The following is a 14,730-nucleotide window of genomic DNA, read 5'->3' on the forward strand; positions in this document are numbered from 1 at the left end:
CATCTAAAACTATCGCTGGGTCGCTGACAGGGCTTCAATTATACTCTAAAATCTTCCCTTTTTCAATCAAACAAACCTAAGGTAGCTATCGGGGCAAGTCCTAGAGGAGGAGCTACAAAAACCTGTTAGATTTATTTCTAGCAGGTTTTTTTTTGATCGAAAATACTAGAGCAGTTAGATTTGATTGAGTGACTGGAGTATTTACTCTCCCCACATCCTTTCTCTTTTTTCAATTTCTCTCTTCATAAATAATCCTTGATACAAGGAATTTACCTTTGGCATCTTGGACAAAATATTCAGTGCTTTTGATTTGGATAAAAGTGATCCGTCTATCACTTGGTCTAATATCCAAAAGATCCCGTGAAATGGTAAACCTTGGGAACCTGCAAAATCTCTGACCAACTTATCACTGCTGATCACCATAGCACCTCCAAGTTTTTTTGCTAAATAAATAACAGTCCTATCCTGTATGGAAAGGCCTCGAGGAAAGGAGATCTTGCCCATTTCTAAAAAGTCCACCTCCTGAAGGTTATGGACTCTGAGTTTCCCAACGTCTTGATAAGCTTCTAAAATTTGCTTTTGATCTTGATACAATTCATTCATCACAGAAACTGAAGTATGCATCTCCACATCCAACTGGAAAAACACAGAAATCAGATTCAACTCAATCAGATCTATAAAAATACAGGCATCCGTTACCGCTACTCGCATCAAATCACCATGTTTTCCTTTCTGAATTCAGCAAGTTTTTGATTCTTCAATGACGCGGCTTTACTCATAGTGATAAAGTCCTCAGCCAATGCCCTGAAAAGCAGTTGGGAAAAACGGTTGGAATGCTCAGCCCCTTCATAAGCTACTGGCTCGTTTTTTCTGTAGCCGAGTTGGTTGAAGATGGCATAAAACTGCCTGAAGTAGTTATCCGAGATCAGGCCGACATTCTTGGCGCGATATACTAAAGCCTGCATGGATATACCATATTGCTGCTTGATTGCTGCCAATTCATGGAAAGAAAGCTTACTCCTTTTGCCCCCAAGCTCGACTCTAAGCCGTTCATCGGGAATCAGCATTGCGGTCGCAAAGGAGTGACAAAATTTCTCTTTCTCTTTTTCGGGAAGGTGATTTACCTCCAAAATCAAATGAGCCAATTCATGCAAGGCAGTGAATCGTTTACGGTCGGGAGCTTCATTTAACTTGCCTTTATTGAGAACGATCAGGGGAATATTTTTTCCATTGACCCAAGTGGAAAATCCGTCAAATTCTTCAGTGGATTCAATCTCCAAAACTTTCACATGATGATCTTCCAAGAGCTCAATCACATTAGAAAGCGGACCAGTTCCCAAATTCCAATGATCTCGTAGCTTTCTTGCAGCTTTCTCTATGTCTTCAAAAGATTGAATTTTGATATCGATCACCGGGTTTTCAAATCGGGTCTCAATCCCCAGAATCTGCTCCAGCTCCAGATATCTTCCTAATTCGTCTTTGGCAATTTCCACGATTCGAGTTCGCTCCTTTGCAGGGTAGTTTTCCAATTTGGGAAATTCGATAGTTCCAAATTCCAGCACCTGATTGGAGAAAAAGTAATCCGGACTAACTACCAGTGCCTCGGATAAAATTCCGATCATTTCACTATCAGGAATGACCTGCCCCAACTCGTATTTGCTGAGGGATTGCTTGGTGATGCGATTATTGATTTTGTCAGCCAAGCCCTGAAGGGAAAGTCCATTCATCAGGCGGGCTGATTTGAGGCGTTCGGCGAAGTAGTTCATGGACTGTATTCTTTTAAGGATAAAATTAAAGTAGTTGACAAAAGACTATAAATATACCTAATTTGTCAATTATGTAGATTAATGTTGTTTATTAAAAAATGTTACATTTCTTTTTATATATCTGTAACCTTGTAACTTTGTAACATAATTTTTTAACCAAATCGTCTATGAATCAGGATCAACTTATCGGAAAGAATCTCCAAGCCCTAAGGCAAAAACTAGGGTTTACACAAGAACAGGTAGCCGAGTATTTGCGGATCACCCGTGTGGAATTAAGCTATTACGAGACTGGAAGCAGGACAATGCCTACTAACTTAATGTCTCCATTGGCGAATTTGTATGGAGTAGATGAATATGACTTTTATGAGGAAGACCTTGACCTAGCAAGCGTAAACCTTGCTTTGGCTTTTAGAGCAGACAGCATCAAATCTTCTGATCTGGAGCAGATAGCCAAATTCAAAAAAATCGTAAGGAATTACCTCAGCATGAAATCGGCATTGGAAAATGAATCAGCTCATTCTTGAAAAATACGCTGCGCAGTTTCGGGCAGATTTGGGATACAGCAATACAGAAAGTATTCATCTAAAAAGTTTGCTGCATAAGCTAGGCGTACTGGCTGTTTTCAGACCCTTGGAAATGGATATTTCGGGGATGGCTATCAAAGTTGGGGAAAATAACCGGTTTATGATGGTGAACACCAGCCGAACTACTGGCCATCAGCACTTCACAATTTGCCATGAGTTATATCACCTTTTCATTCAAAAGAATTTCTCTTACCATGTCTGTCATGTAGGCATATTTGACAAAAAGGACAAAGAGGAATACAATGCAGATATTTTTGCTTCCAAATTTTTAATCCCAGAGGAAGGTATTCTTTCCTTGGTTCCAGACTGGGAGTTATCAAAGTCAAAAGTCACTTTGGCCACCATCTTAAAAATAGAGCAATACTTTTCTTGCTCCAGAAGAGCATTGTTAAACCGCTTATCCGAGCTCAAACTGATAGACGCTAGTCAGATAGAGGAATACAAAGAAAACGTGAGAACGAGTGCCATGAAGCACGGGTATTCGCTCAAACTTTATGAAAAAGATGAGCAGAGCGAAGTCATTAGCGATTACGGAAACCTAGCAAGGAAATTATACGAGCAGGATAGAATTTCTGAAACTCACTATTACGGACTTTTAGAGGATATAGGATTGGATTTTTCAGATTTAGGAAACAATGGGAACGAAGAAGACTGACAAAATTATCCTGATCGATGCTGATGTTCTTTCTCACTTTATCTCAGGAGGGCAGATCCTTTTGCTCCCCAAAATCTTTCCCTACCCAATCCAAGTACTTGACAAAGTATACGCAGAGATTGCCCGAATGCCTGGAAAGAAAACCGAAGTAGACAATCTTTTGAATTTTAATCTGATTGAGCAAATACCTTTTCCTGAGGATCAAGTCGAAATCAAAAAGGAGTACCATTACATCAAAAACAAACTTTTTAAAGGCGATGGGGAATCCGCTTGTTTGGCAGTAGTTCGATATACTCAAAATATCTTGGCCAGTAGCAACCTAAAAGATACCGCTAGCTATTGCAAAATGCATCAGATCAACTATCTGACTACGATGGATTTTCTCTGTGAAGCGGTAAAGAACGGGCAGCTATCCGAATCAGACTGTGATGAATTTATCCAACGGGTGCTTAAAGCAGGGAGTAGATTACCGGTGAAGAAGTGGGGAGAGTATGGGTGTAGGGATATAATCATTTAAAAGTTTCAATTCCTGGGAATTTAAAGGTTCAAATTAAGGCTAGTGATAGTTGAATAGGACTGAATTATTTCCTAGGCCCTGACTTTTCTATAATTGTAATTAAAAAATTAACTTCTTCTGCTTCTTTTAGTCTTGAAGGTAATGAATTAATAAAATCTTGTATATGCTCAGGACGGAAGGTAAGTCTTTCAATAGCTATAGCAAAAAGAATTTCAAGGATGGATTCCATTTCATCTTCTGAAGAATTATCTCTAAATATTGCTTTTAGAATGCTTTGGATTTTTGAGCTTGATTTCTCATCTGAATAATTCAATTCGATTGGATTTGCACATCTGAGAATGCAAGCATGAATAATCCCATCGTTAAACCTTGAAAAAGTTTCAGGATCTAATATTGACTTTATTTGATCACTTTGAATAAGTAAATTTTCATTCACTTCCTTAAAGGAATTGGAGGTCCTTAGGGAGTGAAAAAAGGAAGAAAAGAAAAAGAATAATTCTGCTTGACTTAAACTCGTTTCTTTTTGTAAATCAAATAATGCAAAATTTTCTCTCAAAACAAGAGCTGATTTGCTAAGTGGATTATAGAAAAATAATTCATTGTCGATTAATCCTCGAGATTCCTTAATTCTTTCAAACCGATTTCTAAAATAAACAGGTAGGTTTTTTTCATTATTTTGATATAATTTTTGTTCAAGGCTCCAAATCGATTTATTATAGCTATTAAATCTATTAGAGTTCTTATTAGGAAGATAGAAAGAAAGAATTGATGAAACTTTGTTTTCACAAAAATGCTCTCCTTGCCTATATTCAAGATTACTTTTAAAAATTTTCAAGTCTTCAAAAGATCCAAAAAGTTCAATAATGTTTAAATAATGAAGATTTGATTTAGAAAATGCTCGTAGTTTCTTGGAAATATTATTAAGTTTATTTCCAGACCTTATACAAAATGATACAATTAAGATTGTTTTAAGTTTTTCTTGGTCTTCAACATTTAAGAAATCAAAGTGATTCTCTGATATGGGCTTTCGTAAATCTGAATTAAACTTATTTAATTGTTGGTAAATTTCTAAAGAAGCAAGTTTAGATGATTCGTCATTTAAATGAATAATTAAATCAATTGAAAAGGGAATGTGATTTAATATTGTTTTATTGAATCTGTTTTTAAAAGTTTCATTCTTATTTAAAGATAAAAAATTAATAAATAATTCTCTAATCGGCGATGCTAAATTTTCACGTTTATGGATTTCGATTGAATTACAGAATATTAGAAATTTAAATTCATTTTTCAAAAAACTTGGAACAAATGGTCTTCTTGGAATTACTATATTAAGTTGAGTTTCGGCTTGAATAAATTGTTCGCCACGAATTTCTATTGGGATTGACCCTTTATCACAAAGTTTACATTCTTCTTGGCTATTATATTGTTCGATACTTTTTATGAGGAGCAGATCTTGGAAAAATGGATTTATATTTATTAAAGAAAAAATATTATTGTCTTTTTTATTGTTGTAAATAATTGTAAAAAAATAGAGGTCTAATTCTTTTGTTTTTCCTATTATTTGTTTTTGCAAATTACCTGAATTGCTTGCTGATATTAACACTAGAGTACTTGGAAGGAATGTGAAATTACTTAAACCAGAATATGATTCAAATGTTTCAATAGTAATTGCTTTTTTGTATCCTAGTATTTTTTTAAGTAAGATTAGTGATGTTGCTATTTGATTTATTGAAGATGAATCGCAAACGATGTGTTTAAAATCAATCCCTTTTAATTTGTCTAAAATGCAAAGTGCAATAAAGAACATTTCTTTACTTGATTTTACAAGATTGCCAGTTCTTAAAAAGTATGTTGAATGTTTCTTAGATGGATTAACAAAGTGAAAGTTTTCATTAGCTTGCAAAATCACTCCGTTTTTCTTAATTAGATTAACAACACCTTTTTGGAGTGATTTTTCAATGTTTTTATTATTATCAATTTCTAAAATTCCTTTTAGGTTGAATTTGTACAAATTTATTTCATCTATTTTAAAAATATTTATGAGATCATTTTTTTGGTTGTGATTTAACTCTTGGTTTTCTGGATATAAATATATAACATTATTTCTTTGTTCGTTGTGTTCGTAAAATTCTAGTATTTTTTCACGTATTTCCTTTGAGTCAAATTCAAGATTGAAATCAAAAATTATTGTAGATGGTAGATCTATAGAGTCTGAGTTCAATAAATAGTAAATCATACAGTGTAAAGAATAGGATAAAGAATGGTTATTAAAGTTCCTTCTACTTTCCCAACTGAAGGGGTAAATGTAAACTGGATTTCACTTGGTGTAGCTAGCATGTCTTTTCTTAATGGATCTGAAAGAAAATTCCTATGCATGATAACACTACCTGAATGTATTTTTATAAATCCAATGTCTCTTATTATTTCTAATACATTTGCCAAACCCTGTCCCCTGAGAGCATTTTTGGATGAAAAGTCGGTTGTGAAATTTTTTGTAAAGCATTTTCTTACAGCTTCTTTTTCTTCCTCCAACTCAATTTCCGTGTAATCTTTGGAGAGCCATCTCCTTGCCATTCCAGGCCCAAAATCTATAACAGAAATTTCTAAGACTGAAAGTTTGTAGTCTTTTTCAAATAATTCACTTTGTTGATTATATTCAATTTGAATTTGATCTTTCGGTTTTTGGTACAATTCTTTCAAGTATTTCCCTATTTCATCATGACTTTGACCTCCAATATGTTTTAACCTTGATTCTAGTAAAAGATTTAAATTTATACCTCGATAATTATCTTTATAGAACTTCTCAAAATTGTATGTTGTCTTTGCCCAGTCTTCTGTATTTTGATAGAGTTCGTAGATTAAGTTTGAGATTTGTTTAAGGCCATTTTTGTGAAAACCTGATGGATCTAAATTTATGTTATTGAAATTAAATAATCTTTCAACCCAAAGTTGCATGTTTGAAGCTATTTTTACAAAGCTGTCAGAATATAGAAAGACAGGGTTATTGATATTTTTTTCTTCTATGTGATCGAATGAACCGGTTATAAAATTAAATCCCTCGATTTTTTTATTTTTTGAGTTTTGTGCGAATATATTATTATCCTTTTTTCTTGTAGTAGTTTTTTTCTCAAGTTTTTGCCCAAATTTTAATAATAAATTTGTTGAGTAATAATTGTTTTGATTTTCGAAAAATAAGTAGAGTCTTTCTTTAATTTTCTCAATTTCTGAGATATTTTCTATTATTTTTCTATCATTAAAGTAGAGTATTAATAAAGTGATATGAAGATAATCTTGTGGATTTTTTTCAAGCTCCTTTAATTCTTCTTCTGAATAGTCTAATGTTACTTTTATTTTTTTCTGGAGTCTAATCTTTGTTGTTATAAACTGGAAGATTGAATATATTAATCCTGGACCTAGACTATTTGTTTTAAAGTGTTTAAATGTTAAGTAAGATGTTCCAGTATTCATTTCTAAAGTTCTGGCAGTAATATTTTCCGAGATTATCATTTGATCAAAATTTTGATATCACACTGTTTATCCAAACTGTATTTTTATTTATTGTTGGTGTACTCTACCATCTTCTCCGCTACCATCCCCAATTCCCTAGCCCCTCTCACATATTCCTTCATTTTCTGCTCCACCAACTCCCCCCGAAATGCCTTCGCCAAGACCGCCTGAGGCAATTGATCAATCTTGGATTTTAGGCTATGGTATTGAGATTCGATTTTGTCGGCGAGAGAGCCGAGGGCTTCAACTATATTGACGACTTCTTGTTGTTCTTCAACAGAAGTAAGTGGTATTTGGAAAGCCCTAACTTTACCCATGCCTAAATCAGGAACTCCTACACTTTGAATTCCATCTTGACTCTGATCTAAAATTACTTTGGAAGACAAGATAATTTTAAGGAAAGAGGGATGCAATTGATCAGGCAAATAAGAACTAATAATACAAACAGCATGGGATAGTGCATATTCTCTCATTGTAGGCAGATAGCAAGATTTCCCTATTGTCCCAATTCTAGTAAATAGAAAATCTCCTTCTTTAATATCAAATCTTTTGATTTGCTCATCTAGGGTTCTTTGGGTTACTTTTTTCCCCTTCTGAAAGTCAAGTTGGCTGCCCTTAATATTTTCGGTGGAAATAAAAGGTATGCCATCATTCACATATTCAGGCATCCTGTGAGAAGGATTAGGGTCAATGATATTAGCTACTTCAATGAGTGAAACCTTTACCCAAGAATTTGGTAAATCACCAAGATTGTCATTTTTATCAGTTTCTTTTAGAATTACTTTTCGGATCTTTTTTAGCTTGACTAATGATTCCCTTTTCTTATTTAATCTTTCAATAATTTCTTCGGCCTCTGAGTTTTTCTCCCCTTTAAATGAAGAATATTCTCTCCACTCCTTTGTCAACTCCCCTGTCACCGCCTGGGTAAGCACCTGCTGACGGAAGTTTTTTAGCAAGACTGGAATCCGATCCAGCTTCTCTTTCAATACATCCAAATGCCCAAATACCGCATCCAAGCGGGCTACGATATGTTGTTGTTCGGGGAGGGGAGCTAGAGGAATATCTATTTTAGAATATTCTTTGTATTTGAGGTTTCTTAGGTTATTACTTCCTCCTTGGTATTTAACAACTTCGCCTGAATGATAGAAGTATTGCAAATAATAATTGACATATGAGTTATCAACATCATCAACTATGCGAAGTAATCTCAAAAAATTTGTTCCTACTTTAGGTAGTTTAGGGTGATGAGATAGTGCTTCTTCATCAATTCTAACCACTCTCCCAACTGGTTGGTCTGGTCCTCCACCACTAATTTCAATCAGCAAATCACCTACAATTAGTTCTCGCTTTTCAAGACTGCTTTCTTTAATCAGTCTAATTGAAGCTGTTTTCCCTTTTTCCTTACCCCAGTTTTTTATCTCACTCCCTCGGATACAAGCTACTTCCACAAAGTCTTCGCCCCAAAACTTATCTGGATCTTTTCCCCAATCGCCACCAATAACGAACTTGGAGATTTTATCTAAAGTAACCGTTTCCCACCCCCTCGGTAATTTCACCTCGCTCATCCCAATAGTCCGATTATCTGATCTAATTCCTTTTTAATTGCTTCCAATTCCAAGGAAGCGCCTTTAGCGATATCAATGGGATCTCCCAAGTCTGCGTTCTTGGTGACATTCTCATCCTCGATCAGTCCGATATCCAGGGAATCGTTTTTGGCAGCAAGCTGCTCCCGCGTAAAGACCTGCCATCTTGAATCTTGAATGGCTTTGCGCTTTTCCTCATCGATCTCTCCTTCATAGTCATCCTTCACATCATCGATTTTGATTCCACCTGTATAGGCTTTGACAAAGCCCGCAAAGGCTTCTCTCATAAAGGGAGTACGCTTTCCATAGCTTGGTGCATTGGTTCGCATATCGTAAAACCAAACTCGTTTTGTATTTCCCGTTTCCTTTTTACCACGAGTGAAAAAGAGTACATTGGTTTTTACTCCAGCAGCATAGAAAATTCCAGTAGGTAGTCGCAGCACGGTATGCAAGTCGCACTTATCCATTAAGTCACGGCGGATTTTCTGCCCGTCCCCGTCTTCAAAGAGTACATTATCCGGTAGCACCACCGCTGCTCTGGCAGTTCCGGTATCCCGTCTCAGGGAGCGGTAGATATGCATCAGAAAGTTCAGCTGCTTATTGGAAGTCTTTATCGTAAAATCATCCCTCGTTGGTCGCTCTCCACCCTGTTTGGTACCAAATGGCGGATTTGCAAGGACTCCATCATAGTTTTTGAATTCCTTTCCCAGTTCAGTGAGCGTATCGCCCATCACGATTCTACTTTCCAAGCCATGCAGCTTGGCATTCATCAGCGCCAATCTATGGGCATCCTGCACAAGCTCGCAACCTGAAAAAGCCTCATTTACCTGAAAGGACTTTTCTTTGGTACCTAATGCATAGTAATCATCGGTTTTCCGCTTCAGGTATTCATCCGCTGCGATCATAAAACCGAAGGTTCCCGCTGCCGGGTCATTCCATCGCTCCCCAATCTTTGGAGCCAGAAGCTCCACCATTACATTGATGAGAGGACGTGGCGTAAAATATTGCCCGGCACCGCTTTTCTTCTCCCCGGCGTTGCGCTCCAAAAGTTCCTCATAGATACTCGCAATTTTATCCTGCTCCTCATCTTCGAACCAATCGATCTGATCAATATTGGTGATCAGGGTCCGCAGGTTGACTGGCTTACGCAACGTAGTCGAGGCATTGGTATAAATCTCGGTAATAGACTCATTGGTGGACAACGTACCAAGATTGGCCAAGAGGTCTCGATAGGTATCAAAAAGCTCCTTATTATCCTTAATCTCTTTCAGTTTAGACCAGCGGTAGTTCTCCGGAATATCCTGATCAAACTTCTTGACTTCGGATAATCTCAAAAACAAAATATAGGTCAGTTCATTCAGATACTGGTGATAGGTCACCCCATCATCCCGAAGGACATTGCACAGTTCCCACAGCTTCTTAGCAATCTGCTCCGCACTCATAGTATTTTAGGCATATAGATTTTGGTTCAATTGGGCTATCACCTGCTCCAATTGGTCCTCAAATAATTTATTCAATCTTTCAAATCCACCTTTCTCGCTAAACGGTGGCTGATCCAGATCTTCTTTTCTAAGGATTGTCTCTTTCAACAATTGCAATTCGAATCGATCTATCCATTTCATCTGGATTTTATTCCAAGTTTTCATCGCACGGATAGATTCCACTGCTCGTTTAATTCGATCCTCATGACTGATTAGGGAGCTTCCTAATGAAAGAGTGCGGATAAAAGAAATGATGTCCGCAGCAATGTCCTCATTTTTGGTTTCCTTCCAGGCAGATTTCAATTTAGGAATATTATACCCTTCCTGATCCAAAGCCAAAAGCAATTCCTTTAGCGACTTCCTATCCAGTTCGGCAGGACGGCTCGTAACGATCTTCAGGGCTACTATTCGGTTTTGATTTTCCTGAATGAATCGGGCAAAGTTATCCAAATAATCTGCGGGTTTTTGGGCTTTCCCATAGCCACGCTCGATTCCCAACATCCTATCCTCATGTTCTGAAACCAAAGTCCCAGCTGGCGAAGGCCTTAGCTCATCCAAAAATTTCCAAAGACCAGGCATGGATTTGATTTTAGAAACCGCCTCCTGAGGTTTGCTGGATTTCAGATTTTTTATCAATTCTTCCGGGTTCTCACCTTGGGCATTATATTGAAATCCGTCCTCCTTTCCATTTTGGATGTATTTCTTTTTTCGTTGGATCTTGGCTATCAGCTGCTCAATCTGTAGCTTTAGCCGATCCTCCTTTTCAATATGTTCCAGTTCTTCTACCAATTGTGTAAAACTCGCTTTTGGATTGGCCACGATAGGTTTCATCTGGGTAAAATCCTCCAATGTCTCGTAGATGCGAACTGCATCGTAAATCTGAAAAACCTCCTTACCGATCTCGTCGCATCTTCGGGTTGCTCTTCCAAGCATTTGTTCATACAAAATTCTGGATTTGATTCTTCGGAGGAAAACCAAATTACAAATCGAAGGAACATCCACCCCCGTAGTCAAGAGATCTACCGTGACGACGATATTGGGGTATTTTTCATTTTTAAACCGAGCCACCTGCTCTTCTGGATCGTAGGATTCTCCGGTAATTTTCTGAATGGAATTATCGGGAACTTCCACCCCTATGGCTTCAAATTCCTCTTTGAGATACTGAACCACCCGATCGGCATGTTCATCAGTCGCAGCGAAAATCAAAGTCTTTTCGTCCCCGTCAGGGTCCAACTCTGTGACTAAATGCTGGATCACGGTGCGGTTGAAGTTCTCAGTAATCACTTGTTTATTGAATCCAGCAATGTCTATTTTAAGTTCGTCCTCCAACTGCTCCAATTCAATAATGGAATTGGATTCCTTGTCATATACCTTAGGTTTTTCCCCTTTATCCCATTTGATTCCTTCCTCCCCTAGTTGGGTTTTGATCAAAATCGGAGGTTCATGATCAATCAGGAAGCCATCGATGACCGCTTCTCTGTAGGAATATGTAAATACAGCAGACCCAAAAATCTCGGTGGTATGCAAAGCCGGAGTGGCTGTCATACCAATTGCATGGGAGTCAAAATAATCCAACACCATACGGTATTTGCTGACATAGTCGCGCTGATCCCGGAATTCCAAGTCATCTTCATCCAGTTCCCGATCCAGTAAATAGCCCCGGTGCGCCTCATCTACAATGATGCAATCGTATTGATCAACAGCAGGAATATCCTCACCCTCATTATAGAATAATCTTTTGACCATTCCCTGAACCGTAGCAAAGTGCAAACGGGTATCCAACTCAGGCCCTAGATGCTTGAGTTCTTTGACATCGTAGATTTCCGCAAAGGTATTCAGTCCGATAATCTTATTGTCTTTGAAAGCATTGATAGCCTGAAGGGCAAGTAATCTCCTATCTACCAAAAAAAGTATTCGTTGGAATCGATTCGATTGGATCAGTCTGTAGCAAAGGCCTATGATTGTCCTGGTTTTTCCCGTTCCAGTAGCCATCGTGATCAGAATTCGCCGATCCTCAGGATTTGCAATCAATTTCTTTTCAACCGCCTGAATGGCGTCAATCTGATATTTCCGAAGACCTAAACCTGTTTCTGCTTCCAGATAATTTATGGCTTCAGATTGTAACTTGGCTTCAGATGCTGCGCTGTCTTTTTCAAAAAGCTTGACTAATCCTTCTGGACTATACCATCCTTGAAGAACCCTAGCTCTAGAGAACGGATTTCTCACATCCAAAAACCAGACACCTGATTTGGTTTTAATCTGCTCTAAATAAGGTCTCCCATTGGTAGAGAAAATGAATGGAGCATAATAATCTCCCCATTTTCCTAAAAGAATCGCTTCATGTTTATTACTTAGTTTCTCTGCATAAATCTTGGATTGATGCAAGTCTGTAGAAATATCAGAAGCATAGCGCTTGGCTTCCACTATTCCATAAAGCTCAAACCCAACAAACAAAGCATAATCTGCCCATTTTTCTCCGCATGGCCATTCGGCGATTGCCAGATTTTTTCCTCGCTGAGGTAAAGTCTTATTCTTTTTGAAGTTGAGTGTATTGGTATCTACTTCCCATCCAGCTAATTTCAATTGCTCATCTATCAGCGTTCTCGTTTCTGATTCAGACATTTCGATTTTACTGGCAGCTTTTTGGGAGCGAACTCTGATCTCCTCTTGTTTTTCTACAGGTAAAGAAGATCTATCACGCTCTTCCAGCAGTTTGTTAAAGCTTCCCTGCAAGTCCGCGAATTCCTTTTCCAGCTGATGAAGTGCATGCCTTGAGTCTAGTTTTGGAGGCAGATTAAATTTGACAGCTGCAAGACTGGCATTTTCCTCTGAGTAAGCCTGATAGAACCAGCGGGCAACTTTGAATGTGGAAAAAAGTAATTCTTCTGCTTCTCTTAGGTTTCCTTTGTTTTGGTGAACGGCAATATTCCCTTTATGCTTAATGGAGTTAAGTAAATCCCTTACTTGGGATGGAATCACACCTTCCAGCTCTAAATTTTTGATTCGGTTATTAAAGGTATTATCATAAGGAAAATCCAGATGATGCTCCTCAAAAAGATATTCCGTCACTTTCTCCCCAAACTGCCGAAGTTTGAATAGGCAAGTCACAGGATCCTGATGCAGATTAAATTCTGCAGATTGTCCAATATTGAAGAGTATGGGGAACTCTGGTTCTAAAAAGTGAAAGTTTGAAAAGGTCATTAATCAGGTAATAACTCAAGACTAGGAATTAATTCCTTAAATAATAGAGAAAAAAGGAAAATTAAAAGTTATTTGATTTTACTGGCTTAAGTCATCAAGATTTGAGGAGTTTTTTCTTAAGAAATTAAGACTTCAATTACAACTTTCGATAATAATAGCACCAGAAGCCACTCCAAAATAATAGACTATTTTTTCTGTATCAGAATCAACTTAGCAGAATACCTATCTGGTATGACCACTAAACCTGGCTGGATCTCCTGATCTAGATAGAAAATTTCTTCAAGAGGTAACCCGAAATGCTTTTTCCATATTTTTCCACCGTCTGTAGAGCTCATCAAATAATTCTTGCAAGGAGCATTTGGCAAATAATTTTCCTCCATAAGTATTCCAATGATATCTTGTCCAGATTGGGATAAAATATAGATCGGCTGTTCCAATTTAGTTTGAATCTCGCTGGACCAGTTGCCTTTTAGAGTTTCCGTGAACCTCATATCGTAATACTGATCCGCATCAATTGGATAAAAAGTAGAGGGAGTCTGAGAGCTATTAGGTCGGAATGGCTCCCAAGTCCGCCCACCATTCAAGGTTCGGAATTCCGCACCATTCCATCCTTCCAAAAAACCTAATTCTGAGGTCTTCCAAAGAATTCGTTTAAGATTGACTTTACTCATATCCACATCGCTTAGGCTCCAAGTAGCTCCTCCGTCTTCTGTTTGAAATAGTCGAAAGTAATCACCATACTCCCCTGTATATTCGATTGCATAGGCAAAGCCCCGGGAAGGGCTTACAAAAGAGATCATTTTAAAAAATGTGCTTTCCCGTTCAGAAATCTCCCAAGTATTTCCTCCATCAATACTTCGATAGATCTGGGCAAAACTTTTCTGTAGCTCTTCATCATTTCTTACGGTAGTGAGCCAAAGATGCTTTTCATCCAAAGCATAAAGAGATGGCGGATTAGACGAATTGGGCAATTGAAAAACAGGAGTATAAGTCCTTCCTGCATCCGTGGTTTTATAAAGTTTTTGGAGTGATTTATCCAGACGAAACCCAACCCATTCGTTGATAAACTGTATCTCTGAACCGGGGAAGAAACTCCAGGAGGTCAGCACTTCCTTCACTTCCCAACTTTCAAGCAGACTGGTTTCCCTAGGAGGAGGTCCGTCTTCACCACAAGCCGAACAAAGAAAAAAAACTGCCCAAATAAATCTCCATTTCATATTGCTCCTTCAAAAGAATCTTCAAAAAAATTTACCTAATTCTTTATTAGAATAAAAATACTCTTTAGATTAAAATCATTAGGTCTTTTTTGTAATTGGATGGAGACCTAAGGAAAAATAATTTCTCCTATTTTCAGACTCCCATTCTTCTCAGGTACTAATAAAAGTACAAGCTTAATTGAGTAGATTTTATCGAGTCAATTATCGAATGAAAAACCA

General features: G+C 37.5%; 11 protein-coding genes. 3 read left to right on the forward strand and 8 right to left on the reverse strand.

Annotated features, from left to right (window positions below):
- Positions 1–201 precede the first annotated feature (201 nt).
- Both BVC88_RS08765 and BVC88_RS08770 read right to left on the reverse strand, forming a co-directional pair.
- On the reverse strand, positions 202–711 hold the full coding sequence (locus BVC88_RS08765; protein ID WP_075350308.1) for a PIN domain-containing protein: 510 nt from the start codon (positions 709–711) through the stop codon (positions 202–204).
- Positions 711–1,766 (reverse strand): helix-turn-helix domain-containing protein, encoded by a 1,056-nt coding sequence (locus BVC88_RS08770; protein WP_075350309.1) that lies wholly within the window; start codon positions 1,764–1,766, stop codon positions 711–713. Before BVC88_RS08770 ends, BVC88_RS08765 begins: the two co-directional genes overlap by 1 nt.
- A 167-nt stretch (positions 1,767–1,933) precedes the next feature.
- On the opposite strand from BVC88_RS08770, the gene BVC88_RS08775 reads away from it, so the two are divergent.
- From BVC88_RS08775 to BVC88_RS08785, 3 genes are read left to right on the forward strand one after another with little or no spacing between them, the layout of a single operon-like run.
- Positions 1,934–2,290: a helix-turn-helix domain-containing protein gene (locus tag BVC88_RS08775; protein WP_075350310.1), complete on the forward strand. Its 357-nt coding sequence runs from the start codon at positions 1,934–1,936 to the stop codon at positions 2,288–2,290.
- The gene (locus tag BVC88_RS08780) at positions 2,271–3,005 is read left to right on the forward strand and encodes an ImmA/IrrE family metallo-endopeptidase (protein ID WP_075350311.1); all 735 of its coding nucleotides are present in this window, start codon (positions 2,271–2,273) and stop codon (positions 3,003–3,005) included. Before BVC88_RS08775 ends, BVC88_RS08780 begins: the two co-directional genes overlap by 20 nt.
- A complete protein-coding gene (locus BVC88_RS08785; protein ID WP_075350312.1) occupies positions 2,986–3,522 on the forward strand; it encodes a hypothetical protein in 537 nt (178 codons plus the stop codon). The genes BVC88_RS08780 and BVC88_RS08785 overlap by 20 nt, the downstream gene beginning before the upstream one ends.
- A gap of 64 nt (positions 3,523–3,586) precedes the next feature.
- Here BVC88_RS08785 and BVC88_RS08790 read toward each other — a convergent pair whose 3' ends face one another.
- From BVC88_RS08790 to BVC88_RS08815, 6 genes are all read right to left on the reverse strand, one after another.
- Positions 3,587–5,758 (reverse strand): hypothetical protein, encoded by a 2,172-nt coding sequence (locus tag BVC88_RS08790; protein ID WP_075350313.1) that lies wholly within the window; start codon positions 5,756–5,758, stop codon positions 3,587–3,589.
- Positions 5,755–7,029 (reverse strand): hypothetical protein, encoded by a 1,275-nt coding sequence (locus BVC88_RS08795; RefSeq protein ID WP_075350314.1) that lies wholly within the window; start codon positions 7,027–7,029, stop codon positions 5,755–5,757. The genes BVC88_RS08790 and BVC88_RS08795 overlap by 4 nt, the downstream gene beginning before the upstream one ends.
- Before the next feature lie 44 nt (positions 7,030–7,073).
- Positions 7,074–8,594 (reverse strand): restriction endonuclease subunit S, encoded by a 1,521-nt coding sequence (locus BVC88_RS08800; protein WP_075350315.1) that lies wholly within the window; start codon positions 8,592–8,594, stop codon positions 7,074–7,076.
- Positions 8,591–10,054, reverse strand: a complete 1,464-nt coding sequence (locus BVC88_RS08805) for a class I SAM-dependent DNA methyltransferase (protein ID WP_075350316.1) — start codon at positions 10,052–10,054, stop codon at positions 8,591–8,593. Before BVC88_RS08805 ends, BVC88_RS08800 begins: the two co-directional genes overlap by 4 nt.
- Positions 10,055–10,060: 6 nt before the next feature.
- Entirely contained in the window at positions 10,061–13,294 is a 3,234-nt protein-coding gene (gene hsdR, locus BVC88_RS08810; RefSeq protein WP_075350317.1) for a type I restriction-modification system endonuclease, read from the reverse strand.
- A gap of 185 nt (positions 13,295–13,479) precedes the next feature.
- A complete protein-coding gene (locus tag BVC88_RS08815) occupies positions 13,480–14,511 on the reverse strand; it encodes a WD40/YVTN/BNR-like repeat-containing protein (RefSeq protein WP_075350318.1) in 1,032 nt (343 codons plus the stop codon).
- Between the last annotated feature and the right edge of the window lie 219 nt (positions 14,512–14,730).

Origin of the sequence: Algoriphagus marinus, from assembly GCF_001936475.1 — a bacterium.
GTDB lineage: Bacteria > Bacteroidota > Bacteroidia > Cytophagales > Cyclobacteriaceae > Algoriphagus > Algoriphagus marinus.